The 24,995-nt window shown below is 69.6% G+C and carries 23 protein-coding genes; 19 read left to right on the top strand and 4 right to left on the bottom strand.

Annotation, left to right across the window (positions count from 1 at the left end; genetic code table 11):
- Position 1 precedes the first annotated feature (1 nt).
- Positions 2-1,201, bottom strand: coding sequence for a cytochrome P450 (locus tag ACGFY5_RS25045; protein ID WP_392723380.1), 1,200 nt, complete (start codon positions 1,199-1,201; stop codon positions 2-4).
- Between the two features lie 127 nt (positions 1,202-1,328).
- On the opposite strand from ACGFY5_RS25045, the gene ACGFY5_RS25040 reads away from it, so the two are divergent.
- On the top strand, positions 1,329-1,931 hold the full coding sequence (locus ACGFY5_RS25040) for a TetR/AcrR family transcriptional regulator (RefSeq protein WP_392723379.1): 603 nt from the start codon (positions 1,329-1,331) through the stop codon (positions 1,929-1,931).
- Here the strand turns inward: ACGFY5_RS25040 and ACGFY5_RS25035 are convergent.
- Positions 1,911-5,285, bottom strand: a complete 3,375-nt coding sequence (locus tag ACGFY5_RS25035; protein WP_392723377.1) for a pyruvate carboxylase — start codon at positions 5,283-5,285, stop codon at positions 1,911-1,913. The genes ACGFY5_RS25040 and ACGFY5_RS25035 overlap by 21 nt on opposite strands.
- Before the next feature lie 54 nt (positions 5,286-5,339).
- Between ACGFY5_RS25035 and ACGFY5_RS25030 the strand changes: the two genes are divergently transcribed.
- The 9 genes from ACGFY5_RS25030 (at position 5,340) to ACGFY5_RS24990 (ending at position 13,107) form a co-directional block, all read left to right on the top strand.
- Complete coding sequence (locus ACGFY5_RS25030; protein ID WP_392723376.1) at positions 5,340-5,759, top strand: MerR family transcriptional regulator; 420 nt, start codon at positions 5,340-5,342, stop codon at positions 5,757-5,759.
- 1 nt (position 5,760) lies between these two features.
- The gene (locus tag ACGFY5_RS25025; protein ID WP_392723374.1) at positions 5,761-6,741 is read left to right on the top strand and encodes an SDR family oxidoreductase; all 981 of its coding nucleotides are present in this window, start codon (positions 5,761-5,763) and stop codon (positions 6,739-6,741) included.
- Positions 6,717-7,163: a hypothetical protein gene (locus ACGFY5_RS25020; RefSeq protein WP_392723372.1), complete on the top strand. Its 447-nt coding sequence runs from the start codon at positions 6,717-6,719 to the stop codon at positions 7,161-7,163. Before ACGFY5_RS25025 ends, ACGFY5_RS25020 begins: the two co-directional genes overlap by 25 nt.
- A 91-nt stretch (positions 7,164-7,254) precedes the next feature.
- Entirely contained in the window at positions 7,255-7,803 is a 549-nt protein-coding gene (locus ACGFY5_RS25015; protein WP_392723371.1) for a carboxymuconolactone decarboxylase family protein, read from the top strand.
- Between the two features lie 57 nt (positions 7,804-7,860).
- Positions 7,861-8,460 carry a MarR family winged helix-turn-helix transcriptional regulator gene (locus ACGFY5_RS25010; RefSeq protein WP_392723369.1) on the top strand — a complete coding sequence of 200 codons (600 nt, stop codon included), beginning with the start codon at positions 7,861-7,863 and terminating at the stop codon, positions 8,458-8,460.
- The gene (locus ACGFY5_RS25005; protein WP_392723367.1) at positions 8,457-9,632 is read left to right on the top strand and encodes a pyridoxal phosphate-dependent aminotransferase; all 1,176 of its coding nucleotides are present in this window, start codon (positions 8,457-8,459) and stop codon (positions 9,630-9,632) included. The genes ACGFY5_RS25010 and ACGFY5_RS25005 overlap by 4 nt, the downstream gene beginning before the upstream one ends.
- Positions 9,633-9,680: 48 nt before the next feature.
- Positions 9,681-10,457 (top strand): SAM-dependent methyltransferase, encoded by a 777-nt coding sequence (locus tag ACGFY5_RS25000; protein ID WP_392723365.1) that lies wholly within the window; start codon positions 9,681-9,683, stop codon positions 10,455-10,457.
- A 251-nt stretch (positions 10,458-10,708) separates the two neighbouring features.
- Positions 10,709-11,899 carry an elongation factor Tu gene (gene tuf / locus ACGFY5_RS24995; protein ID WP_392723363.1) on the top strand — a complete coding sequence of 397 codons (1,191 nt, stop codon included), beginning with the start codon at positions 10,709-10,711 and terminating at the stop codon, positions 11,897-11,899.
- 62 nt (positions 11,900-11,961) lie between these two features.
- Positions 11,962-13,107 carry an acyl-CoA dehydrogenase family protein gene (locus tag ACGFY5_RS24990; protein WP_392723361.1) on the top strand — a complete coding sequence of 382 codons (1,146 nt, stop codon included), beginning with the start codon at positions 11,962-11,964 and terminating at the stop codon, positions 13,105-13,107.
- Here ACGFY5_RS24990 and ACGFY5_RS24985 read toward each other — a convergent pair.
- Both ACGFY5_RS24985 and ACGFY5_RS24980 read right to left on the bottom strand, forming a co-directional pair.
- Positions 13,085-13,597 carry a cupin domain-containing protein gene (locus tag ACGFY5_RS24985; RefSeq protein WP_392723359.1) on the bottom strand — a complete coding sequence of 171 codons (513 nt, stop codon included), beginning with the start codon at positions 13,595-13,597 and terminating at the stop codon, positions 13,085-13,087. The two genes, ACGFY5_RS24990 and ACGFY5_RS24985, sit on opposite strands and share 23 nt — an antisense overlap.
- On the bottom strand, positions 13,597-14,448 hold the full coding sequence (locus ACGFY5_RS24980) for a LysR family transcriptional regulator (RefSeq protein WP_392723357.1): 852 nt from the start codon (positions 14,446-14,448) through the stop codon (positions 13,597-13,599). Before ACGFY5_RS24980 ends, ACGFY5_RS24985 begins: the two co-directional genes overlap by 1 nt.
- A gap of 173 nt (positions 14,449-14,621) precedes the next feature.
- Between ACGFY5_RS24980 and ACGFY5_RS24975 the strand changes: the two genes are divergently transcribed.
- From ACGFY5_RS24975 to ACGFY5_RS24935, 9 genes are all read left to right on the top strand, one after another.
- The gene (locus tag ACGFY5_RS24975; RefSeq protein ID WP_392723355.1) at positions 14,622-15,962 is read left to right on the top strand and encodes an NtaA/DmoA family FMN-dependent monooxygenase; all 1,341 of its coding nucleotides are present in this window, start codon (positions 14,622-14,624) and stop codon (positions 15,960-15,962) included.
- The gene (locus ACGFY5_RS24970; protein ID WP_392723352.1) at positions 15,959-17,467 is read left to right on the top strand and encodes an ABC transporter substrate-binding protein; all 1,509 of its coding nucleotides are present in this window, start codon (positions 15,959-15,961) and stop codon (positions 17,465-17,467) included. The genes ACGFY5_RS24975 and ACGFY5_RS24970 overlap by 4 nt, the downstream gene beginning before the upstream one ends.
- A complete protein-coding gene (locus tag ACGFY5_RS24965; RefSeq protein WP_392723350.1) occupies positions 17,464-18,474 on the top strand; it encodes an ABC transporter permease in 1,011 nt (336 codons plus the stop codon). Before ACGFY5_RS24970 ends, ACGFY5_RS24965 begins: the two co-directional genes overlap by 4 nt.
- A gap of 3 nt (positions 18,475-18,477) precedes the next feature.
- Complete coding sequence (locus ACGFY5_RS24960; RefSeq protein WP_392723348.1) at positions 18,478-19,314, top strand: ABC transporter permease; 837 nt, start codon at positions 18,478-18,480, stop codon at positions 19,312-19,314.
- On the top strand, positions 19,311-20,120 hold the full coding sequence (locus ACGFY5_RS24955) for an ABC transporter ATP-binding protein (RefSeq protein WP_392723346.1): 810 nt from the start codon (positions 19,311-19,313) through the stop codon (positions 20,118-20,120). Before ACGFY5_RS24960 ends, ACGFY5_RS24955 begins: the two co-directional genes overlap by 4 nt.
- On the top strand, positions 20,113-20,916 hold the full coding sequence (locus ACGFY5_RS24950) for an ABC transporter ATP-binding protein (protein WP_392723344.1): 804 nt from the start codon (positions 20,113-20,115) through the stop codon (positions 20,914-20,916). The genes ACGFY5_RS24955 and ACGFY5_RS24950 overlap by 8 nt, the downstream gene beginning before the upstream one ends.
- Positions 20,917-20,927: 11 nt before the next feature.
- Positions 20,928-22,238, top strand: coding sequence for an NtaA/DmoA family FMN-dependent monooxygenase (locus tag ACGFY5_RS24945; RefSeq protein ID WP_392723342.1), 1,311 nt, complete (start codon positions 20,928-20,930; stop codon positions 22,236-22,238).
- On the top strand, positions 22,235-24,751 hold the full coding sequence (locus tag ACGFY5_RS24940; RefSeq protein WP_392723340.1) for an FAD-dependent oxidoreductase: 2,517 nt from the start codon (positions 22,235-22,237) through the stop codon (positions 24,749-24,751). Before ACGFY5_RS24945 ends, ACGFY5_RS24940 begins: the two co-directional genes overlap by 4 nt.
- 108 nt (positions 24,752-24,859) lie before the next feature.
- Positions 24,860-24,994, top strand: a complete 135-nt coding sequence (locus ACGFY5_RS24935) for a hypothetical protein (RefSeq protein ID WP_392723338.1) — start codon at positions 24,860-24,862, stop codon at positions 24,992-24,994.
- Position 24,995 lies beyond the last annotated feature (1 nt).

The raw sequence follows: 24,995 nt of genomic DNA, 5'->3' as shown, positions 1-24,995 counted from the left end.
GTCACTTCCTCCGGATGGTGATGGGTAAGGTCTCCCAGCCGCGCATCGTCGAGGTCGACGACAGTGCGGCCCGGTCCCAGTCGACGTCCCACGCCGAGTAGCGCTGCAGGATCTCGTCGAGTGCGATGCGGCCTTCGAGGCGCGCGAGCGCGTTGCCCAGGCAGTGGTGGACACCGCGGCCGAACGTCATGTGCCGGTCGATCCTGCGGTGGACGTCGAACCGATCGGCGTCGTCGAAGCGCTCGTCGTCGCGGTTGGCCGACGCGACGATCAGCATCATCGCGCTGCCCTCGGGCACCTTCGTGCCGTGGAACTCCAGGTCACGGGTGACGTAGCGCGCGATCGCGTGACCGGTCGGCTCGAAGCGCAGCGCTTCCTCGATCGCGTTGGGGATCAGCGACCGGTCCGCCACGAGCGACGCCCTCTGGTCGGGGTGGCGATCGAGCAGCGCGACGAGCCAGCCGATCAGCCGCGCGGTCGTCTCGTTGCCGGCTCCGGCGAGCACCGTGACGTACGTCAGGATCTCCTCGCGCCGCAGCGTGCGGCGGACACCGTGCTCGTCCTCGAACTCGGCGTTGATGAGCTCGGTCATCAGGTCGTCGGACGGATGGTCGGCGCGCCAGTCGATGTACTCCGAGAACATCTCGGTGTCCATCAGCGCGCTTTCCTTCACCTGCATCTGCTCGCCGGGTTCGGTGCGCAGCCGCGCGTCGGCACGGTCGCGCACCCGCTGCTGGTCGGCCTCGGGGATGCCGAGCAGCATGCCGATCACGCGCATCGGCACTTCGTTGGCGAATTCCGTCATCATGTCGAAGTTGTCGACGCCGTCGAGGCGGTCGAGGCACCGCTTGGCGTAGTCGCGGATCTCTGGTTCGAGCTCGATCACCCTGCGGGGGGTGAAGACGCGCGCGAGGAGCCGCCGGTAGATGTCGTGGGTGGGCGGGTCCTCCATCAGGAGCGTGCCGGGCGGGATCTCGATGTTCGCCTGGATGAGCTCGAGGATCGGGCCTCGGGAGGACGAGAGCGCGCCCCAGTCGACCAGCGCCTGGTCGATGTCGCTCCACCGCGTGAGCGCGTAGAAGTCGTGCTTCTCGTTGTAGAAGAGCGGCTGTTCGGCCCGCATCCGGCGGTAGACCGGATACGGGTCCGCCGCGATCTCGCGATCGAACGGATCCCAGTAGATCGGGGGTGCGGTGCTCACTCGGACGCCTCCCAGCGGTGCGCGGGCAGCAGAGTTTGAACGCTTAGTAAAACTTCGCCGTAGAGTGTCGTCAAGGGACTCACGTCGACTTGGCAGAATGGGGAGCCGTACCGGAGAAAGGGGCGAATTGGCGCAGCCACGTCGCCGTCGTGCGGCAACAGAAGAAAAGGTCACCCGCGTCCTCGACGCGGCCGCGGAGATCATGCTGCGCGAGGGCTACGCGGCCGTGACCTCACGCAGCGTCGCCGCGCGCCTCGGGATTCAGCCGCCGCTCGTGCACTACTACTTCCCGACGATCGACGATCTGTTCGTCGCGATCCTGCGTCGGGTGTCGGAGCTCAACGTGGAGCGGCTGACCGCGGCGATGGCGTCGCCCGAGCCGCTGCGGGCGTGGTGGGCGCTGGCGTCCGACCCGCGCGGCACGGGGCTGCTCGTCGAGTTCCTCGCCGCGGCGAACCACCGGCCGGCGCTGAAGGAGGAGATGGGCGAGGTCGCGCGGCGGGTGCGTCAGATGCAGATGGCCGCGCTGGAGGACCTGCTGCCCGAGTACGGCCTCGACCCCGACGAGTTCCCGCCGTCGCTCGTCGCCGCGACGATGCACGGCGTGGGGCTCGGCATCGTCGCGGACCAGGTGGCGGGCTACAAGACCGAACACGAGGAGGCCCGAGAGGCGGTCACCCGCCTCCTCGACCGCCTCGAGAAACGGCGCTCAGCTCAGCTCGATCAGTAGGTCGCCGCCCTCGACCTGCTGGACGGCGCCGATGGCCCGGCGCTTCACGGTGCCCGCGCGGTTCGCGGTGATCGACGCCTCCATCTTCATCGCCTCGATCGTCGCGACGACCTGCCCGTCGGCGACCTCGTCGCCTTCCGACACCTGCAGCGTGACGACACCCGCGAACGGCGCGGCCACGTGGGCGTCGTTCGCCCGATCGGCCTTCTCCGCGGCCTTGACGACAGAGGACACCTCCTGGTCCCGCACCGACACCGGCCGCAACTGCCCATTCAGTGTGGTCAACAAGGTGCGGTAACCCCGCTCGTCGGGCCCCGACACCGCCTCGAGCTCGATCAGCAGCGTCACGCCCGGCTCCAGCTCGACCGTGTGCTCCTTCGACTCCTCCAGACCGTAGAAAAAGTCCTTCGAGCTGAGCACCGACGTGTCGCCGTATTGCTCGCGATGGGCGTCGAAGTCGCGAGTCGGGCCCGGAAACAGCAGCCGGTTGAGCGTGTGACGCCGGTCGGCGACGAGACCCGCGCGGTCCTCGTCGGACAACGACGCTTTCGGCGCCGCAGGCGCACGTCCCTCCAACGCCCGGGTACGGAACGGCTCCGGCCACCCACCGGGAGGCTCCCCCAGCTCCCCCCGCAGGAACCCGACCACCGAGTCCGGCACGTCGAAGCTCGCTGGGTCCTTCTCGAAGTCCGCGGCGCTCACCCCGGCGCCGACCAGGTGCAGCGCGAGGTCACCGACCACCTTCGACGACGGCGTCACCTTCACCAGCCGCCCGAGCATCCGGTCCGCGGCCGCGTAGCAGTCCTCGATCAGCTCGAACCGGTCACCGAGGCCGAGTGCGATCGCCTGCTGGCGCAGGTTGGACAGCTGTCCACCGGGGATCTCGTGCGTGTAGACGCGCCCGGTCGGCGACGCGAGCCCGGACTCGAACGGCGCGTAGACCTTCCGCACGGCCTCCCAGTAGGGCTCCAGGTCACTCACCGCGGCCAGCGACAACCCGGTGGCCCGCTCGGTGTGGTCGGTCGCTGCGACCAGCGCCGACAGCGACGGCTGCGACGTCGTTCCGGCCATCGACGCGACAGCACCGTCGACGGCGTCCACCCCGGCGTCGATCGCCGCGATCAGAGTGGCGAGCTGACCTCCCGCGGTGTCGTGGGTGTGCAGGTGGACCGGCAGGTCGAACCGTTCCCGCAGCGCGGTGACGAGCGTCCGCGCCGCCGGTGGACGCAGGAGCCCGGCCATGTCCTTGATCGCCAGCACGTGGGCACCGGCGTCGACGATCTGCTCGGCCAGCCGCAGGTAGTAGTCGAGCGTGTAGAGGCTCTCACCCGGGTCCGACAGATCCGCCGTGTAGCAGAGCGCCACCTCGGCCAGCATCGTTCCGGTGTTGCGCACCGCGTCGATCGCCGGACGCATCTCGGCGATGTCGTTGAGCGCGTCGAAGATCCGGACGATGTCCATTCCGGTGTCGGCGGCCTCCTGCACGAAGGCGTCGGTCACCTCGGTCGGATACGGCGTGTAGCCGACGGTGTTGCGGCCGCGCAGCAGCATCTGGGTGCAGATGTTCGGCGCCGCCTGCTTGATCGCGGCGAGCCGCTCCCAGGGATCCTCGGCGAGGAACCGCAGGGCGACGTCATACGTCGCACCGCCCCAGCACTCCAGCGACAGGAGCTGCGGCACCGTGCGGGCCACGTAGGGCGCCACCGCCACGAGATCGCGAGTACGCACGCGGGTCGCGAGCAGCGACTGGTGGGCGTCCCGGAACGTGGTGTCGGTGACCGCCACCGCGGTCTGCTCGCGCAACCGTCGGGCGAAGCGCTCCGGTCCGAGTTCCCGGAGCAGCTGCGCCGATCCGGCGGGCGCCACTGCGTCCAGATCGACGTCGATCGGAAGCTTGAAAGCGGGCTCGACGACGACGGGCCGCGGACCGTTCGGGCGGTTGACCGTCACCTCACCGAGGAACTGCAGGACGCGGGAACCGCGGTCGGCCGACGGGCGGGCACTGAGCAGGTGCGGACGGTCCTCGATGAAGCTGGTCGTGACCCGGCCGGCCTGGAAGTCCTCGTCCTCGAGCACCGCGGCCAGGAACGGCAGGTTGGTGGCGACGCCCCGAATGCGGAACTCCGCGATCGCACGGCGGGCGCGGCGGGCGGCGTTGGCGAAGTCGTGGCCGTGGCAGGTGAGCTTCACGAGCATCGAGTCGAAGTGCGCGGACACCTCGGCGCCGACGTGCACGGTGCCGCCGTCGAGCCGCACGCCCGGCCCGCCCGGCGACCGGTACACCGAGATCGTGCCGACGTCGGGCCGGAAGCCGTTGGCCGGGTCCTCGGTGGTGATGCGGGTCTGCATCGCCGCGCCGTTGAGCGTGATGTCGTCCTGCATGAGCCGCAGCTCGGGCAGCGTCATCCCGGACGCGATGCGCAGCTGAGCGATGACCAGGTCCCGGTCGGTGACCTGCTCGGTGACCGTGTGTTCGACCTGGATGCGCGGGTTCATCTCGATGAAGTGGTGGTTGCCGCGCTCGTCGAGCAGGAACTCGACGGTGCCCGCGTTGACGTAGCCGATGCGCTGGGCGAAGTTGACCGCGTCGGCGCAGATGCGGTCGCGCAGCGCCGGGTCCAGGTTCGGCGCCGGCGCGATCTCGACGACCTTCTGGTGACGACGCTGGACCGAGCAGTCCCGCTCGTAGAGGTGGACGACGTTGCCGGCCGAGTCCGCGAGGATCTGCACCTCGATGTGGCGGGGGTTGACCACCGCCTGCTCCAGGAAGACCGTCGGGTCACCGAACGCGGATTCGGCCTCGCGCATCGCGACCTCGATCGCCTCGCGCAGGCCGCCGGGCTCCTGGACCCGGCGCATGCCTCGTCCGCCGCCGCCGGCGACGGCTTTGACGAAGACGGGGAAGTCGAGATCTGTTTTCAGCAGTTCCTCGACGTCCGCCGACGGAGCGGACGACTTGAGCACCGGGACCCCGGCCTCGCGGGCGGCCGCGACCGCACGGGCCTTGTTGCCGGTCAGGTGCAGCACGTCGGCGGGCGGCCCGACGAACGTGATGCCGGCTTCGTGGCACGCGTGCGCGAGGTCGGGGTTCTCCGACAGGAAGCCGTAGCCGGGGTAGACCGCGTCCGCACCGGCCTTCTTCGCCGCGCGGATGACCTCGTCGACCGACAGGTACGCGCGCACCGGATGACCGGGCTCGCCGATCTGATACGACTCGTCGGCTTTCGCGCGGTGCAGCGAATTGCGGTCCTCGTGCGGGAAGACCGCGACCGTGGAGACGTCCAGCTCGTACGCTGCCCGGAAGGCCCGGATGGCGATCTCGCCGCGGTTGGCCACCAGCATTTTGCGGAACATGAGCCGACTCTACGGCCTTGACTTGAAGCGCTTCAGGGTCCGCACACTCGGCTCATGACGGTTGAAACAATGCCGATCCACGAGGTGACGCGACGCAGCGGGCTGCCCGAGGCCACGCTGCGGTACTACGAACGCATCGGGCTGATCGCGCCGGTGCCCCGTGACGAGTGCAGCGGCCACCGCCGCTACGACCCCGACGTCGTGCAGACGATCGAGGCGCTCGCGTGCCTGCGCACCGCAGGGATGAGCATCGAGGACATGCGCGCGTACCTGCGCAACGAGTCGCCGACGCAGCAGCGCGAGCTGTTCGCGCGGCACGCGGCACTCCTCGCCGAGCAGATCGAGACGCTGCGGATCCGGCAGCGGTATCTCGAGGCGAAGGTGGGTCTGTGGGGTGCGCGCGAGCGCGGCGACGCCGCGGCCGAGGAGCTTGCGGTCGACGAGGTCGTGCGGGCCACTGCGGAGTTGAGGTGACATGGCTCGGGTGCTCGTGACTGGTGGCAGTGGCTTTGTCGGTTCGCACACGATCAGGCGGTTGCTCGCGGATGGGCATGCGGTGCGGGCGACGGTGCGTTCTTCCCGGCCGGCGCCGTTACCCGTTGAGACGGTCGTTGCTGATTTGACCAGCGATGACGGGTGGGCGGATGCCGTCGACGGGTGTGAGTACGTGCTGCACGTGGCTTCGCCGTTTCCGGCTGTCGAGCCGGAGGACGAGAACGAGGTGATCGTGCCGGCGCGGGACGGTGCCCTGCGCGTGTTGCGGGCTGCGCATGCGGCTGGAGTGCGCCGCACTGTCCTGACGTCGTCGTTCGCTGCGATCGGGTACAGCGGAGTGTTCGACCGGCCCTATGACGAGAACGACTGGACGAACCCCGCCGACCCGTTGCCCGCCTACGTCAGATCCAAGACGATCGCCGAGCGCACGGCCTGGGATTACGCCGCCGAGGCGGGCCTGGACCTCGTGGTGATCAACCCGACCGGCATCTTCGGCCCGGTGCTCGGGTCGGGGCTTTCCGCCTCGGTGGCGCAGGTGAAAGCCATGCTCGACGGCACGATGCCCGCGGTGCCGAAAGCGTCGTTCGGCGTGGTCGACGTCCGTGACGTGGCCGACGCGCACGTCCTGGCAATGACCACACCGGAAGCCGGTGGCCACCGTTTCCTGGCCACCACCGAGGCCCTGAGCTACCTCGACGTCGCGAACATCCTGCGTCGCCGCTACCCCGACGCACCCCTCCCCCGACCGCGAACTCGACGGCCCGGACGTCCCACCCAAGACGTTCGACACCGACCGCATCCGCACGGTCCTCGACTGGAAACCCCGCTCCCCCGAAGAAGCCATCCTCGCCACCGCCGAGAGCCTGCCCTGACCTCTCAGATGAGGGTCCGACCCGTCGATGCAGGCCGTACGCCCGCAACGACGAGGAGAGACCCGTGTTCCGCTTGCTCAGTGCCTTAACCGCGGCAGTGACCGCCGGTCTGCTGTTCGTCGCCGGCTCGCCCGCCGCAGCGGCGACGACGCCGGGCGTCATCGTCGACTACGGCAGCCCGTCGGTCGTCAAGCAGCGGCCGACCAGCATCTGGGCCGCGAAGGACGTGCAGTTCACGAAGGTGGCCTGGAAACGCGTCGGGGCCACGACGGCAACCGCTTCGGCGGTTATGCGCCTCAACACGTGCACCCCCTCCTGCGCCGACGCCAGATACGTGTCACAGCGGGCCACGCTGACGTTCCGGGTGGTCTCGAAGGGGCGCACGCCGTACTTCAACTGCGTCCGCGCCGACCTGGGCACCGGTCCGGTGGCGTCGCTGTGGCGCTCGAAGCGCATCACCCTCCCCCTCTCTCCCGCCGCGTTCGACGGCAAGATCCGCTGCTCCGTGTAATCCACGCCACTTCGGCATTGCGCACCGGCCCGACCTCCGTATTGTTGGCACTGCCAAAAGATACTTGGCAGTGCCAAACGAAGGACGTGTCATGCCTCGCCTCAGCACCGTTGACCCCACCTCCGCCGAGCCCCAGGCCCGTGCCCTCCTCGGTAAGGTCGAGCGCGCGCTCGGCACCACGCCGAACATGATGCGGGCGATGGCCGCGTCCCCGGCCGTCCTCGACGCCTACCTGCAGTTCAGCGGCGCCCTCTCGAAGGGCAAGCTCCCCGGACGCGTCCAGGAACAGATCGCACTGGTCGCGGCCGTCGAGAACGACTGCGGCTACTGCCTCGCCGCCCACACCGTGCTCGGCGCGAAGGCGGGCGTCAGCGAGGACGACCTCGCCGCCGGCCGCAGCGCCCGCGCGTCGGACCCGAAGACCGAGGCCGCGCTCACGTTCGCCAAGGCGGTCATCACCACGAAAGGCTTCGTGACCGACGAAGACCTCGACGCGGTCCGGAAAGCCGGATACACCGACGGCGAGATCGGCGAAATCGTCGCCGCGGTCGCGCTCAACACGTTCACCAACTACTTCAATTCGGTCGGCCAGACCACGCTGGACTTCCCGGCCGTCCCCGGCGTCATCATCAGCCACTGAACCCGTGGCCGGCTGGGTCGACGGGTCCAGCCGGCCCGCCTAGCTAGGGTGGTCGGCATGTCGGACGTACCCGGACCACCGCCGGCCAGCCAGCTCCTCGTGGGGCTCGCCCGGCTCGGCCAGGCCGTCCGCATGGAGGCCTGGCGCAACGCCGGGCCACACAACCTTTCACCGCTGCAGGCCGACATCCTCACGCTCCTCTCCGGCGGCCGCGCCCCCCTGCGCCAGGGCGACATCGTCACCGCTCTCGCGTCCACCCCGCCGACGGTTTCCGACGCCGTGAAGGTCCTCCGTCGCAAAGAACTGCTCGAGGCGACGAAAAGCCCGGAGGACGCGCGCGTCATCCTCCTGAGCCTCACCCCGTCGGGCAGCGCCGAGGCGGCGCGGGTGAACGTCGCCTCCGAGGAGCTCAGCGGTGCGGTGTCCACGCTGCCGGGCGACGACTTCGCGGCCATGCTCCGCAGCACTGTCACGCTGATGCGCGAACTGCAGGACCGCCGGCTCATCCCCGTCTCCCAGATGTGCCTGACCTGCCGCTTCTACGTACCGGACGCCCATCCGGGCACCGATCGCCCGCATCACTGCAACTTCGTCGACGAACCCTTCGGTGACGCCGAGTTGCGCGTGACCTGCCCCGATCATGAGGTAGTGCAATGAACCATTCCCTCGCTCCCTCCGGCCGCTCCGGCGTCGAGCCGTTCCACGTCATGGACGTGTGGTCGGCCGCCGCCGAGCGGCAGCGCACCCGCGGCGACCTGATCAACCTCTCGGCCGGCCAGCCGTCGACGCCCGCACCCGCGCCGGTCCGAGCCGCCGCTGCGGCAGCGCTCGAGACGGAGGTGCTCGGCTACACCGTCGCGCTCGGCATCCCCGAGCTGCGCGAGGGCATCGCGGCACACTACGGCCGCGTCTACGGCCTCGACGTCACTCCCGACGACGTCGTGGTCACCACCGCCGGCTCCGGCGGGTTCCAGCTGGCGTTCCTCGCCGCGTTCGACGCCGGGGACCGCGTGGCCATGGCCCGGCCCGGCTACCCGTGCTACCGCAACATCCTCACCGCGCTCGGCTGCGAGGTCGTCGAGCTGCCGTGCGGGCCCGAGACGCGCTTCCAGCCGACCGTCGCCATGCTCGAGGCGCTGGACGAGCCGGTGCGCGGCCTGGTCGTCGCGAGCCCGGCCAACCCGACCGGCACCGTTCTCGACGCCGCGGAGCTCGCCGCGCTGGTCACGTACTGCCGGAACCACGGCATCTGGCTGATCAGCGACGAGATCTACCACGGCCTGAGCTACCTGGGCTCCCCCGCGACGGCCAGCGCCTGGGAGACCTCCCGCGAGGCGATCGTCGTCAATTCGTTCTCGAAGTATTTTTCGATGACCGGGTGGCGGCTCGGGTGGCTACTGGTGCCGGAGGCGCTGCGCCGCGCAGTCGATCGCCTCACCGGCAACCTGACGATCTGCCCGCCCGCGTTGCCGCAGTACGCGGCCGTCGCGGCGTTCACCCCCGAGTCGTACGCCGAGGCCGACTCGCACGTCGAGCGCTACGCGCGCAACCGTTCGCTGCTGCTCGAGGGCCTGCCGACGCTCGGCATCGACCGGCTCGCGCCGGCCGACGGCGCGTTCTACGTCTTCGCCGACGTCGGGCACCTGACCGACGACTCGATGCGGTTCACCTACGAGCTGCTCGACGAGACGGGCGTGGCCGTGGCCCCGGGCATCGACTTCGACCCGGTCGAGGGCCACCACTTCATCCGCATCTCCTTCGCCGGCGCCACCACCCCCATCGAAGAGGCCCTGAACCGCCTCGGCCCCTTCGTCCACAAGCGCGTGTAGTGCTTCCCTAGGATCGCGGGGAACGGTGCCTCCGCAAAGGACTTCGTGATGACCGATCCCGCCATCGACGTGACGCGGCCGAGCAGTGCCCGGGTGTGGAACTACCTCCTGGACGGTAAGGACAACTTCGCCGTCGACCGCGAGTTGGCCGAGGCGCTCCGCGCGGCGAACCCCGGCATCGCAGCGGTGGCCCAGGCCCAGCGCAGGTTCCTCATCCAGGCCGTCACGCTCCTCGCCGGCGAGGTGGGCATCCGGCAGTTCCTGGACATCGGAACCGGCCTCCCGACGGCCGACAACACCCACCAGGTCGCGCAACGCGTCGCCCCCGACTCGCGCGTCGTCTACGTCGACAACGATCCCCTCGTGCTGGTGCACGCCCGTGCTTTGCTGACGAGCTCCGGTGCGGGCCGGACCGCCTACATCGACTCCGACGTGCAGAACCCCGAGCGGATCCTGAGCGAGGCCGCCCAGACGCTCGACTTCAGCAAGCCCGTCGCGCTGACGATGATCGGCATCCTGGGCAACGTCGCCGACTACGCCGAAGCCCGCTCGATCGTCGAGCGCCTGCTCGCCGCCGTGCCGTCGGGTAGCTACCTGGCCGTGAGCGACGGGACGCTCACCAGCGCGCAGAGTATCGAGAGCCAGCGGGTCGCCAAGGAGGGCGGCCACCCCTACAACCTGCGCACCCCCCAAGAGATCGCCGGCTACTTCGCGGGCCTGGAACTCCTCGAGCCCGGCGTCGTCTCGACCTCCCAGTGGCGCCCCCGGCCGGGAACAGACCGCGAAGCCCTCGACGTCTACTGCGCCGTGGGCCGCAAGCCCTGACCCCACGGAAATTCGGTGGGGGTCCGTAGCGTTACTGGCTACCGTGATCCGCATGTACGCGCCCGGTCTGCAGCTGCCCTCGTCGGTGGCTCCCGCGTGCGCGTGCTCGCTCAGCGGCGTCGATACCCGAAGCTGACCCTTCCCCACTGCCAGCAGAACCCCGGGGAAGGGTGGCTGGCACCTGCGCGGGTTCTGACGCGGCCGAGGCCGCGGTTCATCAACCACGAAGGCCTTACACCCAGTGAGGAATCATGGCCAAGAGCCAGTTCATCCGTAACAAGCCCCACGTCAACATCGGGACGATGGGGCACGTCGACCACGGCAAGACCACCCTGACCGCCGCCATCACGAAGGTGCTCGCCGACCGCGACCCGGCCGCCAACCGGTACGTCGCGTTCGAGGGCATCGACCGGGCGCCGGAGGAGGCCGCCCGCGGCATCACGATCACCATCGCGCACGTCGAGTACGAGACGCCGACGCGCCACTACGCGCACGTCGACATGCCCGGCCACGCCGACTACGTGAAGAACATGATCACGGGGGCGGCGCAGGTGGACGGTGCGATTCTCGTCGTGTCGGCGCAGGACGGGTCGATGCCGCAGACCCGCGAGCACGTGCTGCTCGCGCGGCGGGTCGGTGTTCCGTACCTGGTGGTGGCGCTCAACAAGAGTGACACCGTCGACGACCCCGAGCTGCTCGACCTCGTCGAACTGGAGGTCCGCGAGCTGCTGTCGGAGTACGGGTTCCCCGGTGACGAGGTGCCCGTGATCCCGGTCAGCGCGCTCAAGGCGCTGGAGGGCGACCCGCGCTGGGTGCAGTCCATCGTCGACCTGCTCGACGCGGTCGACGAGTACGTGCCCGTGCCTCCGCGCGAGCTCGGCGAGCCGTTCCTGATGCCGATCGAGGGCGTCCTGTCGATCAGCGGCCGGGGCACGGTCGTCACCGGCAAGGTCGAGCGTGGCACGCTGCACGTCGGCGACCAGGTCGAGGTCGTCGGTCTCGGGCCGACGGTGCCGAGCGTCGCCACCGGTCTGGAGATGTTCAGCAAGTCGCTCGACGCGGCACAGGCCGGCGACAACGCCGCGGTACTGCTCCGCGGGGTCAAGCGCGAGCAGGTGCAGCGCGGCCAGGTGCTCGCGGTGCCCGGCAGCGTCACGCCGCACCAGCGGTTCCGGGCGACGATGTACGCACTGACCTACGCCGAGGGAGGTCGGCACACGCCGTTCGAGGCCAACTACCGGCCCCAGTTCTACTTCCACACGACCGACGTGTCGGGTGGGCTGGAGCTGGACGGGGTGGACCTCGTGATGCCCGGTGACACTCTCGACCGGGTCGTGGTGGACCTGAGCAAGCCGGTCGCGCTCGAGGTCGGCCTCGGCTTCGCGGTCCGTGAGGGCAACCGCACGGTCGCCGCGGGAACGGTCACCGAACTGCTGGACTGAAGACGATTCACGGCCCGGTCGGGAAGTTCCCGGCCGGGCCGCGAATCATCGACGATGGATCCGTGAACAGCGAAGAGCACGAGGTCGTCGCCACCGTTCGGGAGTTCGTCGACCGCGAGGTCAAACCGGTCGTGCGCGAACTGGAGCACACGAACACCTACCCCGAGCGCCTCATCGAGCAGATGAAACAGCTCGGCATCTACGGCCTGGCCATCCCCGCACCCTGGGGCGAGGCCCCGGTGTCGATGCCGTGCTACGCGCTGGTCACCGCGGAACTCGCCCGGGGATGGATGTCGCTGGCCGGCGCGATGGGCGGGCACACCGTCGTTGCGAAGCTGCTCCTCGACCACGGCACCCAGGAGCAGAAGGACAGGTACCTCCCCCGCATGGCCACCGGCGAACTGCGCGCCACGATGGCCCTCACCGAACCCGGCGGCGGCTCGGACCTGCAGGCCATCACCACGGTCGCCACGCACACCGAAGACGGCTACCGCATCAACGGCCAGAAAACCTGGATCTCCAACGCCCGCCGCTCCGGCCTCATCGCCCTGCTCTGCAAAACCGATCCGGACGCCGAGCCCCAGCACCGCGGCATCTCCGTGCTCCTCGTCGAGCACGGCCCCGGCCTCACCGTCTCGAAGGATCTCCCGAAACTCGGTTACAAAGGCGTAGAAGCCTGCGAACTTCATTTCGACGACATGCGCGTCCCGGCTGACGCGGTGCTGGGCGGCACGCCTGGCCGTGGCTTCGCCCACATGATGAAGGGCCTCGAGACCGGACGCATCCAGGTCGCGTCCCGCGCGCTGGGCGTCGGACAAGCAGCTTTTGACGATGCGTTGCAGTACGCGCAGGAGCGCGAGTCGTTCGGCAAGCCGATCTGGCAGCACCAGTCGATCGGCAACTACCTGGCCGACATGGCCACCAAGCTCACGGCCGCCCGCCAGCTGATCCTCTTCGCCGCGGAAAAACTCGAGTCCGGCGAACGGGCCGACCTCGAAGCGGGCATGGCGAAGCTGTTCGCCTCCGAGACCGCGATGGAGGTCGCGCTCGACGCGGTGCGTATCCACGGCGGCTACGGCTACTCGACCGAGTTCGACGTCGAACGCTACTTCCGCGACGCCCCGCTGATGATCGTCGGTGAGGGGACGAACGAGATCCAGCGCAACGTCATCGCCGCGCAACTCGTCAAGCGTGGGGGGTTGGGCTGACGCCGTCCCAGCTCAGGTCGTCGAGGTTGACGACGATCGCCTCCTGTGTGGTGCGGGCGATCACGACGACGGCCTCGGTGTCGGGGTCGGGGTTCTCCTCGCGGTGCGGGACGTACGGCGGGACGAACACGTAGTCGCCGGGGGCCGTCTCGATGCGGGTCTCGACCGGTTCGTCGCCTTCCAGGTCGAGGAACACGAACACCGGGGTGCCGGACACGATGTAGATCGCGGTCTCCGACGCGCCGTGGTGGTGGTTGGCCGAGTTCGTCGACGCCGGGACGTGCGTCTGCCCCATCCACAGGTTCTCCGCGCCGACGGTCTTGCCGCTGATCGCTTCGACGCGACGCATGCCCTTCGTCTGCGTCGTGTCACCGATGAGACCGGCCGGTGCGATGCGGTGGAGCCTGCGGTGGAACGGGTCGATGTCGGCCGGGAGCACGACCCCGCTGGGAGTACGAGAACCGGCCGGAACGTGGAACGGAGAGGACATCAGGCACCTTTCGCGAGTTCGTCGACGTCGAGCAATCGCTCTACCGCACGCGCGGCGACCCCCACGGTCTCCGGCGACAGACCGCGCCGGCCCCAGAGGTTGAGCGGAAGGGGGTGCGGCCGTGGCAGGTCGTACCGGGGAATCAAGCCTTCCGGCGTCTGGCCGAGCGTCGCCAGCAGCGCGACACCCAGACCCGCGCCGACCGCGGCCTGCACCCCGGCGAGCTGCGCCGACTCCGCGCTGATCTCGGCCGGGATGTCGTGCCCGGCGAGCGTCTCCAGAGCACGGGTACGCAGGGCACACGGGTCGTCGAACGCGGCGATGGGGATCGGACGGCCGGCGACCGGCTTCCACGTCGGCGACGCGTACCAGGTGAGCTCCAGCTCCCCGACCGGCACCGCGCGCGGATCGTCACTGTGGCCCAGCAGCAGCGCCATGTCGATGGCGCCCGACGCGAGGGCGTCACGCAGACGCGTTCCCCGGTCGATGCGGAACCGCGCGGTCATCCCGAGAGCCGAACGAAGGCAGGGCAGCAGCTGCGCCGCGGCGTGTTCGGTCGAGCCGATCACCACCGTCTGCTCGGCCTCGAACCCGAACGCGCGCATCGCTTCGTCGTGCACGGCGAGGATCCGGCGCGCGTGGGCCAGCAGACGCTCACCGTCGGGGGTGAAGCGCGAGCCGCGTCCGGAACGCACGACCAGCGGGCGGTCGACAGCGGACTCCAGCCGACGGACGTGCTGGCTGATCGCGCTCTGGCTCAGCTGCAGCGATCGCGCGGCGCGCTGGAAGCCACCGCAGTCGGCCACCGCCACGTAACTGCGCAGCGGAACGATGTCCAGGCTCACGGTCATCCCCCACCTCGATTGATAAGCGAAAACGATCAGTCGTCATCGCGCAACGTCGTTGGACTTTTCCTACCTGCTCGATCAGGATAGTGGACATGAGCCCGCTGGTCAGTGTGATGAACGCCCACTGTCGCTGCCACTGACGCCGTCGCTTGCCCCCTTTTTCTGGAAGGCCCCCTATGTCTCGTCGTGCCCTCAAACTGGGCGCCATCCTCCTCGGAGTCGGCGGCCCGGGTCAGCACAACACCTGGCTCGACAGCGACGTCGCCGCCGACGCCAGCGTCGACATCCGCTGGTACATCGCACGTGCGCAGGAGGCCGAGGCCGCGAAGTTCGACCTCGTCTTCATCGTCGACAGCCAGTTCATCACGCCGGACTCGCCGAACCACTACCTCAGCCGCCTCGAGCCGCTGACCCTGCTGTCGGCCGTGGCCGTGCACACGACGCACGTCGGCCTGGTCGGCACGATCACCACCTCGTACAACGAGCCGTTCAACGTCGCCCGGCGGCTCTACTCGCTGGATCACATCAGCGGCGGGCGCGCCGGTTGGAACGTCGTCGCCACCGGCGACGCCGGAACGGCCGGCAACTACAGCCGCGAGCAGCACTTCGACTACGCGACCCGGTACGGGCGTGCGCTCGAGCACGTGCGGGTGGCGCAGGGTCTCTGGGATTCGTACGAGGCCGACGCGTTCCCGCGCGACAAGGAGCGCGGCGTCTTCTTCGACCGGGACAAGCAGCACACGCTCGACCATCGCGGTGAGCACTTCTCGGTCGTCGGCCCGTTGAACCTCGAGCGTTCGCCGCAGGGTCAGCCGGTGATCTTCCAGGCCGGGGACTCCGAGGACGGCCGTGACCTCGGCGCGAGCATCGCCGACGCGATCTTCACGCACGCGGCGACGCTGGAGCAGGCGGCCGCGTTCCGCACCGAGCTCCGGGAGCGCGCGGCCGCGAAGGGCCGTGACCCCGAGAACGTGCTGATCATGCCCGGGATCTTCCCGATCATCGCCGACACCGACTCCGAAGCCCGCGCCCGGGAAGCGAAAATTCTCACCGAGAAGAGCTTCGACCGCGCCCTCGCCGAGCTCGGGCGCCCGTTCGGGTGGCACGACTTCAGCCAGTACGACCTCGACGCGCCGTTCCCCGAGATCGACGCCGCCGCGGCGAACAGCTTCCGCACGCAGGCCGAGGCGATCGTCGCCCACGCCCGGGAGCACGGCCTCACGCTGCGCCAGGTCGTCGAGCACCAGCTCGACGCGCACCGCTCGCCGTTCGTCGGCTCGCCACTGACCGTCGCGAACGAGATCCAGCGCTGGTACGAGGGCGGCGGGTTCGACGGGATCAGCATCAGCGTCAACTCGCCTCGCGAGTTCGCGCGCTTCACCGACCAGGTGCTGCCGATCCTCCGCGAGCGCGGCGTCGTCCGCACCGACTACGAGGCCACCACCCTCCGCGGCAACCTCGGCCTCCCCATTCCGGCAAACCGGCACACCGCTGTTCCGGCGTCGTCCCTCTCATGACCAGAAAGAGCACCCCCATGCGCCGCTTCACGGTTGCCCTGGCCGCATTGGCCCTGGCCTTCACCGCCACCGCCTGCGCCGGCAACGGAAACGCCGCCGCCGGCGACGGCACGTCCACGCTCCGCTGGGCGACGTCGTACTTCCCGACGCACTGGGACCCGGTGGTCTCCGGCAGCGGCGCGCAGTTCCGTGAACTCGCGCTCGTCTACGCCTCGCTGACCAAGACCGACGAGAAGGGCAACGCGGTCCCCGACCTCGCCGAGAGCTGGAAGTACAACGACACCGGCGACCAGGTCACGTTCCACCTGCGCCCGAACCTCACGTTCAGCGACGGCGAACCGGTGAACGCCGCCGCGGTCAAGGCAGCGATCGAACGTGCCAAGACCCAGAAGAACTCCGCGCTGTTCGGCGACCTGACGTCGATCAAAACCGTGACGGCGAGCGGCGACCTGGACGTCGTCGTGCAGCTGACGCAGACCGACTACCAGATCCCGCTGCTCTTCGGCGAGCGCGTGCTCCAGGTCGCCAGCCCGAAGGCCGACCCCACCGCGCTCGACCAGAAGCCCGTCGGCGCCGGGCCGTTCATCGTCACCCAGCTGACTCCGGGCACCAAGGCCGTCCTCAAGAAGAACCCGGACTACTGGGACGCGAAGAACATCCACATCGAAAACGTCGAGCTGATCTCCGCGCCGGACGCCGCGACCGTCGTGTCGGGCCTGCAGACGGGCGTCTACAACTTCGCCGACATCACGCCGAACAACGCCGAAGCGGCGAAGGCCGCCGGCCTGGACGTCTTCGTGCAGCCGGGCTTCAACGCCAACAACATCAGCATCAACGTGAACAAGGCGCCGTTCACCGATCCCATGGTCGTCGACGCCGTGCGGTACGCGATCAACCGGCAGGAGTTCGTCGACAAGCTCGGATTCGGCTACGGCGAGTCCACTGACCAGCCGTTCCCGAAGAAGTACGTGGCCTACGACCCGGAGTCGGCCGACAAGTACGCCTACGACCCGGCCAAGGCCAAGGAGCTGCTCAAGGACGTTCCGCCGATCAAGCTGACGCTGGTCATCCCGGCCGCCGACCCGCAGGCCGAGATCGTGCAGTCGCAGCTGGGTGCCGTCGGGATCACCGTCGACATCAAGGTCGACAAGAATTGGGCGACGCCGTTCTTCGCCAAGGACCTGACGCTCTCGCTCTACGGCACCACCGGACGTGACTCGGCCGTGCAGACGCTGACCGCGCACTTCGGACCGAACGGCCCGCTGAACCTCAGCTCGCCGTACCAGCCCGATGGGTTCGACGCCGCTGTCGCGAAGGTCCGGCAGACGCCGCTGGAGTCGCCCGACTACGCCTCGGTGCTGCAGGCGGCCACCCGCGCCGGCCTGGAGAGCAAGGCGCTGGTGTTCACGTACTCCTCGCCGAATCTGCTGGCCAAGAGCAAGTCCGTGTCGGCCCTGCCCGCCAATCCCGGCCACATCGACTGGAACGGGGTCACGATCGCATGACCACGGTCGTCGCTGAGCCGCCACTCGTGCTGATCAAGGTCCAGCGGGCCACCGCGCGCATCCTGATCACCGTCGCCCGCTCACTCGCGATCTTCGTGCCGGTCTTCCTCGTCGCGACGTTCGTGACGTTCACGCTCCGGGCCTTGAGCGGCCTCACCCCCGCCCACAGCCAGCTGGGCGAGGACGCCACCCCCGAGGCCGTGGCACGGATCGAGCACGAGTGGGGTCTCGACCAGCCGTTCCTCGTCCAGTACTGGCACTGGCTCAGCGACGTCCTCCGCGGTGACCTCGGCCGCAGCTGGTCCAACGGCGTGAGCGTCACGCAGCTGATCGCGGAAGGCCTCGCGATCAGCCTGTCGGTGGCCGTGCTCGCGATGATCCTCGGCGTCGTCTTCGGCTTCGCGTTCGGCGCCCTCGCGGCGCTGCGGCGCGGAACGTGGATCGACCGGTCGATCACCGGAGTGCTGACCGTCTTCTCGATCATGCCGCCGTTCGTGATCGGCATCCTGCTGGTCGAGATTTTCGCGGTCGGCCTCGGCTGGTTCCCCTCCGGCGGTTACATCCCGTTCGAGGTCGGCTTCTCCCCCTGGCTGGGGCACCTGATGCTGCCGGCGCTCGCGTTGAGTTTCGACGCGATCGCCGACGTCGCCCGGCAGTTGCGTGCCGGACTGGTCGGCGCGTACTCGGAGAACTACGTGACCGGCGCGGTGGTCCGGGGCTTGAGTTCGCGCCGGATCTTCCTCCGGCACGTGCTGCCCAACGGCGTCGGACCCGCGCTGGCAGTGCTCGGGCTCAAGTTCCCGGTCATCATCGGCGCCTCGGTCGTCACCGAGTGGATCTTCGGCCTGCAGGGCTTCGGCCGCTTCGCGAACGACGCCGCCCAGGCCGGTGACGTGCCCGAGGTGCAGGGCGTGCTCGTCGTCTCGATCGTGCTGGTCGTGAGCTTCAACCTGATCGTCAACCTGGTGCTCGGCAAGATCACGCCGGCATCCCACCGGGGGGTCTGAGAGATGCTCCGACGAATTCTCACGCTGCGCGCCGGTCAACTGGCGGTGGCCATTCTGTTCGTCGTCCTGCTACTGGCGGTCTTCGGCCCGATCCTCGCGCCGGAGAAGGCCACGACCACGCCGTTGCTGGGCGTCTCCGGCGAGCACTGGCTCGGCACCGACTACCTCGGCCGCGACGTGTTCAGCCGCCTGCTCGAGGGCTCCCGCGACAGCGTCGTCGGATCGGTCCTCGTCGCGCTGGTGGCGCTCGTCGTCGGGGTGATCCCCGGCCTGCTCTCGGTGCTGCTCGGCCGCGTCTTCGAATGGACGACGCTCCGACTGGTCGACACACTCGTCGCACTGCCGTTCCTGGTCTTCGCCGTGGCGGTCACCGCACTGCTCGGCAACGGCCTCACCCAGGCCATGCTGGTCACCGGCGTGCTGGTTTCGCCGCTGTTCTACCGGGTGACACGCGCGGCGACGATGGCGGTCGCGCACTCCCAGTACGTCGAGGCCGCGCAGATCTCCGGCGCGTCGACCGGCTGGATCATCCGCCGGCACGTCTGGGCCAAGGTGCTCCCGCCGATCGCTGTCGCGCTCGCCCAGACCATCGGCGTCGGCTTCATCATCGTCTCCAGCCTCACGTTCCTCGGCATCGGCGTGCAGCCGCCGGCGCCGACCTGGGGCGGTCTGCTCGCCTCCGACCTCAACTACCTGCACTACCGGCCCTTCGCGCCGGTCGCGCCCGCGTTGCTGATCATGGCGACCGTCTGGGCGTCCAATCTCCTTGCCGACGCCATCCGCGACGTGTCCGGCGCGGCCGGCCGAGCCCTCATCGACGCGCGGAAGGTGGTCCGATGACCTCGCTCGCCGTACGTGACCTGCACATCCGCGACCTCGTCAACGACCGCGAGATCGTCCACGGCATCTCGTTCGACCTGACGCCGGGCAAGGTCGTCGGCATCGTCGGGGAATCCGGCAGCGGGAAGACGCTGACGTGCCGGGCCGCGCTCGGGATCCTGCCGGAGCACTTCGTCGTGTCCGAGGGCACGATCGAGATCGAGGGGCGGGACATCACGGGGCTGTCGCCGGCCGAGTGGACCGGCCTGCGCGGTTCGACGATCAGCGCGGTCTTCCAGGATCCGGCGTCGTATCTCAATCCGTCGATGCGGGTCGGTGCGCAGATCGCGGAGGTGGTCCGCGTGAAGCTGCGGGTCTCCCGGCGCGAGGCCCGGCGTCGTTCGGTGGAGCTGTTGGCTGCCGTCCACCTGCGCAACCCCGCGCTGGTGTACGAGCAGTACCCGTACGAGCTCTCCGGCGGCATGCTCCAGCGGGTCCTGATCGCCGCGGCGATCGCGGCGGACCCGGCCGTGCTCATCGCCGACGAAGCCACCACCGCGCTCGACGTCATCGTGCAGGCCGAAATCCTCGACCTCCTCGCCGACCTGCGTGAACGCACCGGGCTCGCGCTGCTGGTCGTCTCCCACGACCTGGCCGTGATCGCCCAGCTCTGCGACGAGGTGCTGGTGCTGCGCGACGGCGAGGTCGTCGAGCGCGGCACCACGGCCGACGTCCTGCACGACCCGCAGCACGAGTACACGCGCCTGCTGATCTCCGAGCACGAGCAGTACGGCCTGGAGAAGTACCTGGAGGCCGTCGATGTCTGAGCAGATCCTGCAGGTTACCGACCTGTCCGTGCGCTACGGCCGACGCCAGGTGCTCCACAGCGTTTCGCTGGACGTGAGGCCCGGCGAGACCGTCGGCATCATCGGCGAGACGGGGTCCGGCAAGTCGACGCTGGCCCGCGCGGTGCTCGGGCTCGTGCCGGCTTCTTCCGGTCGCATTCTCGTCGACGGCTCCGACGTAACGAGGTTTTCGAAGCGCAAGTGGCGGGCGTTCCGTCGCCGGGGCGTCGTCCAGTACGTGTTCCAGGATCCGCTGCGCAGCCTCGACCCGGACCTTCCGATCGAGGACTCCCTGATCGAGCCGCTGCTCGTGCGTGGGATCCCGCGTTCGGAGGCGGTGGCGCGCGGACGGGAACTCCTCGGCCGCGTGCGGCTCGACGAGGAGCTGCTCGGCCGCCTCCCCAGCGCGATATCGGGCGGGCAGCGCCAGCGGGTGGCGGTGGCTCGCGCCCTCATCACCGACCCGGCCCTCGTCATCCTCGACGAACCGGTCAGCGCCCTGGACTCCGCGAACCGCGTCCTCGTGCTCGAGATCCTCAAGTCGCTGGAAGCCGCGCTGGTCTTCATCTCGCACGACCTGGGCTCGGTCGCCGGTGTCGCCGACCGCATCGGCGTGATCTACCAGGGAGAACTCGTCGAGGACCGTCCGACGCGCGACCTGATCACCGCACCCGGACACGCCTACAGCCGGCTGCTCGTCAGCTCCGTGCCGACCCTGCGCTCGGCTGCCTCTGATCGATCCGAACGGGAACAGCTCCGCGCCCTTCTCCACGTCTGAGGAGAGATCCTTTGATCCACCTCGCACTGCACCCCTACGGCGTCGGCGGGCCCGGCCAGCACGGCCTCTGGAAAGACCCCCGGATCGCCAAGAACGCCAGCATCGACATCCAGTACTACATCCGCCAGGCCCAGATCGCCGAGGAAGCCCTGTTCGACGCGCTGTTCATCGTCGACAGTCAGTTCATCAACAGCACGTACCCGTCGCATTACCTCAACCGGCTCGAGCCGCTGACGCTGCTGTCCGCGGTCGCGGTGCACACCAGCCGCATCGGCCTGGTCGGGACCGCGAGTTCGACGTACAACTCGCCGTTCAACCTCGCCCGCCGGTTCGGCTCGCTCGACCACATCAGCGGTGGACGCGCCGGCTGGAACGTCGTGACCAGCTTCGACACCGGGACGTCCCGCAACTACGGGCTCGAGGAGCACCTCGACTACGCCACCCGCTACGGCCGCGCACTGGAAGCGGTGCAAGTCATCCGTGGGCTCTGGGATTCCTACGAGGACGATGCCTTCCCGGCCGACGTCGCCCGGGACGTGTTCCTGGACCCGACGAAGCTGCACGCGCTGAACCACGTCGGGGAGCACTTCCGGGTCGACGGACCGCTGAACCTGTCGCGGTCGCCGCAGGGGCAGCCGGTGATCTTCCAGGCCGGGGTCTCGGAGGAGGGGCGTAACCTGGCCGCGCAGGTCGCCGAAGGCATCTACGCGCCGGGGAGCTCGATCGAGCAGGCGCACGAGTACTACACCGACATCAAGCGCCGTACGGCCGCTGCCGGGCGCGACCCGGACCACATCAAGGTCTTCATCCACGGCGGGCCGGTCGTGGCGGCCACCGACGCCGCCGCCCGGGACCGGGAGCGGGAGATCTTCGCCGAGGACAACAGCTTCTCGGCGAACCTCGCGCTGCTGGGGCGGGGGTTCGGGGCCCACGACTTCAGTGTCTACGACCCGGACGGGCCGTTCCCGGACGTCGCTCACCTCGCTGAACGTGGGGGGCGTACCGGGGCCACGAAGATCATCGAGCGGGCGCGGCGGGAGAACCTCACGCTGCGCCAGGTCGTGGAGAGCGCGAACGAGTTCAAGCGGTCGCCGTTCGTCGGGTCGCCCGAGACGGTCGCCGACGCGATCGAGACCTGGTTCGCCGCCGAGACGTTCGACGGCATCAACCTGGCGTTCCGCACCGACGAGGAACTCCTCTTCTTCGTAGAAGGCGTAGTGCCGCTGTTGCAGAAGCGAGGCCTCTTCCGCACCGAGTACGAGTCCGACACCCTCCGAGGCCACCTAGGCCTTCCCATCCCGACGAACCGGTACGCCCAATGACCGCGCTGACCGACGCCGACGCGTCCGCCGTCGCCACGCCGTCCGCGGCCGACGCCTCCGCCGTCGAGTCGGCGGCGCGCGGAGGCGCCACCCCGTCCGCGACCGGCGGGCGGGACGTCCACACCGTCCACTTCCCGGACGCCGGCCCACCGGACGAAGTGGACGTCCTCATCGTCGGAGCCGGGCCCGTGGGGTTGTCGGCGGCGATCGAGCTTTCCGCGCGGGGCGTCGACGTCGCGGTGGTCGACCGAGCGCGTGAGGCCACGTTGATCCGGGCGGGCGCAATGGGGCACACGCCCCGGGTGGTCGAGCACTTCCGGCGCTGGGGTGTGCTCCAACGCATCCGCGACGAGTGGACGTTCCCACCCGAGTGGAACCGCGGCATCCGCCTGGTCACGTCGCTGGTGGGCCACGAGCTGATCCCGACGCCGCCCCCGGCGTTCACGGGTCCGGGCACCCGCCGAACCTCCTCGGAAGAGGCCCTGCGCCGCCCCCAGTCCGCCCTCCAAAAGGTCTTCCTCACCCACCTCACCGAACGCGGCATACCAATAGCCGGCGGCTGGCGGTTGGAAGCGCTCCGCGAGACCTCGGAGGGCATCGAAGCCGACCTTTTCGCGACCGCTCTCGCCGCGGGGCCGACCGGCACGGGAACGGGCGAGCGGCGCACGATCCGGGCACGTTACGTGCTCGGTGCTGACGGGGGCAGCAGCACCGTGCGGCGGCTCGCGGGCATACCGCGCGACGGCGATCGCGCCACCGAGAAGCGCTACCGCCTCATCGTCCGCACCGGCGACATCTCCGACCGCGTCGGCCCTGCCCCCAGCGGCACGAACATCGTCTTCAACCAGAAGGCCTCCGGCTTCCTCGCCGCGGTGAGCACCCGCGAATGGCGGGTCTACGCCGGCCCGTTCCCCCTGGACCACGAACCAACGAACGACGAACTCCTCGACGTCGCAAGGGCCGCCTTCGGCTTCGACGTCGACCTGGAGATCGCCTCCGCAACCACCTTCTACGAAGCCACCCGCATAGCCCGCACGTTCCGCCAGGGCCGCGTCCTCCTCGCGGGCGACGCAGCACACGTCCGCACTCCGGGCGGCAATCTCGGCGAGGGCTTCGGCGACGTGGTGAACCTCGGGTGGAAACTCGCCGCCGTCCTCGCGGGTCACGCGCCCGACTCGCTCCTCGACTCCTACGACTGGGAACGGCGTCCCCACAACCAGCGGGTAGCCAACTTCGCCCTGGCGAGGGCCCATCGGTCGCGGGAGGCGCTGGCCGACATCCGCGCGATCGGCGTCCCGGACGACGCCGACCTGAGCCCGTCGGCGCACGAAAAGCGCGCCGCGATCACCGCCCGGCTCAGCGCCGACCACGTCAACGCCGCCGGCGTCACCTTCGACGAGCGCTACGACCATTCACCCATCGTCTGGACAGACGGCCAACCCGGAGCCCCCTGGCGCCCCGACGTCTACGAAGACGACCCCCGCCCGGGCCACCGCGCCCCCGACGGCACCGTCGACCCCTACGGCGGCACCCTCTACGACCGCATCGGCACCAACTTCGCACTACTCGTGCTCTCGTCGGACCGCACCGTCGAGAAAGCCTTCACCGACGCGGTCGACGAGACCCTCCCGTTCACCGTCATCCACCTGGACGGAGTCCGCGACCTCTACGGCGCCGACAACGTCCTCGTCCGCCCCGATCAGCACGTCGCCTGGCGCGGCGACACCCTCCCGGTCGGCGGTGCCGCCGCCGTACTCGACCGGATCCTCGACAGGAGCCCCCGCATGACCGACTACCCCGCTCCGCAGGGTCTGCGCACCCGCGGCACCGTGCTGATCGTCCCCGGCCGCGGCGAAACCCCCACCAGCTACGCCCGCCTGGCCACCCGCCTGGCCGCCGACGCCTACCACGTGCGTGTTCTGCCCTCGACGGCGTCCGCGGCCGCCGGCACCGAGCTCGGCACCCTGCGCGACGAGTTGACGGCAGCGGCCGGCGATCCCGAGCTCGTGCGCCCCCTGGTGCTCATCGGTGCCGACACCGGAGCCGCCGCAGTCGGTGCGCTCGTGGCCCAGGGCGACACCGCCGCCGACGCGGTAGTACTCGCCGGCCTACCCGGCTACACCACCCGAACCACCGACACCTGGGACGACGAACTCGACACCCGTACCCACTGCCCCACCCACCGAGGCGTCCTCACCACCGACGCCACCCCGGGGGCCCTGAACGCCGCCGTCGACAGCGCACTGCTCGACGCCACCTACGGCAGCACAGTGGATCTCCCTCACCTGATCATCGTCGGCGACACCGACCCCTACGCCGACCGCGCCGCCCTGACGAGGGCAGCCAAGGCCCTCCCCCGAGCCCGCCTCGTCGTCGTCCGCAACGGCCACCACGACGTCCTCAACGACCTCCAACACCGCTCGGTAGCAGCGGAAATCGTCACCTTCCTGGAGGCGCTCCGGGATTCCGAGGAACTGGTCCCGTTCGTGACCGTCGAGTCGAGCGCCTGGTGACCCAGGGGCCAGCTCCTCTCCGCCCGCGCCGCCGCCCTGTTCGCCAGCGACCTCCCCACCGGCTCCCACCCGGGCCCGGCCGCCGTCACCGCCGCGATCGCGCATTCGGTGCGCAGCTGCGGCGGCACCCGCGGGTGCGTCGCCGCGCTCGCCACCGCGTACGGCGACTGCCCCGAAGTGGCCGCCCCGCGCATGCGGTGGGCGCTCGGCATCCTCACCGAACCGCTCGCGCTCGCCGCTTAGA

Origin of the sequence: Cryptosporangium sp. NPDC048952, from assembly GCF_043197895.1 — a bacterium.
Lineage (GTDB): Bacteria > Actinomycetota > Actinomycetes > Mycobacteriales > Cryptosporangiaceae > Cryptosporangium.
This window is presented reverse-complemented; position numbering and strand designations above follow the sequence as displayed.

Coding starts and splice junctions, on each gene's coding strand:
- ACGFY5_RS25035 (WP_392723377.1), bottom strand. CDS start 5,285: ATGTTCCGCAAAATGCTGGTGGCCAACCGCGGCGAGATCGCCATCCGG.
- ACGFY5_RS25030 (WP_392723376.1), top strand. CDS start 5,340: ATGACGGTTGAAACAATGCCGATCCACGAGGTGACGCGACGCAGCGGG.
- ACGFY5_RS25025 (WP_392723374.1), top strand. CDS start 5,761: ATGGCTCGGGTGCTCGTGACTGGTGGCAGTGGCTTTGTCGGTTCGCAC.
- ACGFY5_RS25015 (WP_392723371.1), top strand. CDS start 7,255: ATGCCTCGCCTCAGCACCGTTGACCCCACCTCCGCCGAGCCCCAGGCC.
- ACGFY5_RS25010 (WP_392723369.1), top strand. CDS start 7,861: ATGTCGGACGTACCCGGACCACCGCCGGCCAGCCAGCTCCTCGTGGGG.
- ACGFY5_RS25005 (WP_392723367.1), top strand. CDS start 8,457: ATGAACCATTCCCTCGCTCCCTCCGGCCGCTCCGGCGTCGAGCCGTTC.
- ACGFY5_RS25000 (WP_392723365.1), top strand. CDS start 9,681: ATGACCGATCCCGCCATCGACGTGACGCGGCCGAGCAGTGCCCGGGTG.
- tuf (WP_392723363.1), top strand. CDS start 10,709: ATGGCCAAGAGCCAGTTCATCCGTAACAAGCCCCACGTCAACATCGGG.
- ACGFY5_RS24985 (WP_392723359.1), bottom strand. CDS start 13,597: ATGTCCTCTCCGTTCCACGTTCCGGCCGGTTCTCGTACTCCCAGCGGG.
- ACGFY5_RS24980 (WP_392723357.1), bottom strand. CDS start 14,448: ATGACCGTGAGCCTGGACATCGTTCCGCTGCGCAGTTACGTGGCGGTG.
- ACGFY5_RS24975 (WP_392723355.1), top strand. CDS start 14,622: ATGTCTCGTCGTGCCCTCAAACTGGGCGCCATCCTCCTCGGAGTCGGC.
- ACGFY5_RS24970 (WP_392723352.1), top strand. CDS start 15,959: ATGACCAGAAAGAGCACCCCCATGCGCCGCTTCACGGTTGCCCTGGCC.
- ACGFY5_RS24965 (WP_392723350.1), top strand. CDS start 17,464: ATGACCACGGTCGTCGCTGAGCCGCCACTCGTGCTGATCAAGGTCCAG.
- ACGFY5_RS24960 (WP_392723348.1), top strand. CDS start 18,478: ATGCTCCGACGAATTCTCACGCTGCGCGCCGGTCAACTGGCGGTGGCC.
- ACGFY5_RS24955 (WP_392723346.1), top strand. CDS start 19,311: ATGACCTCGCTCGCCGTACGTGACCTGCACATCCGCGACCTCGTCAAC.
- ACGFY5_RS24950 (WP_392723344.1), top strand. CDS start 20,113: ATGTCTGAGCAGATCCTGCAGGTTACCGACCTGTCCGTGCGCTACGGC.
- ACGFY5_RS24940 (WP_392723340.1), top strand. CDS start 22,235: ATGACCGCGCTGACCGACGCCGACGCGTCCGCCGTCGCCACGCCGTCC.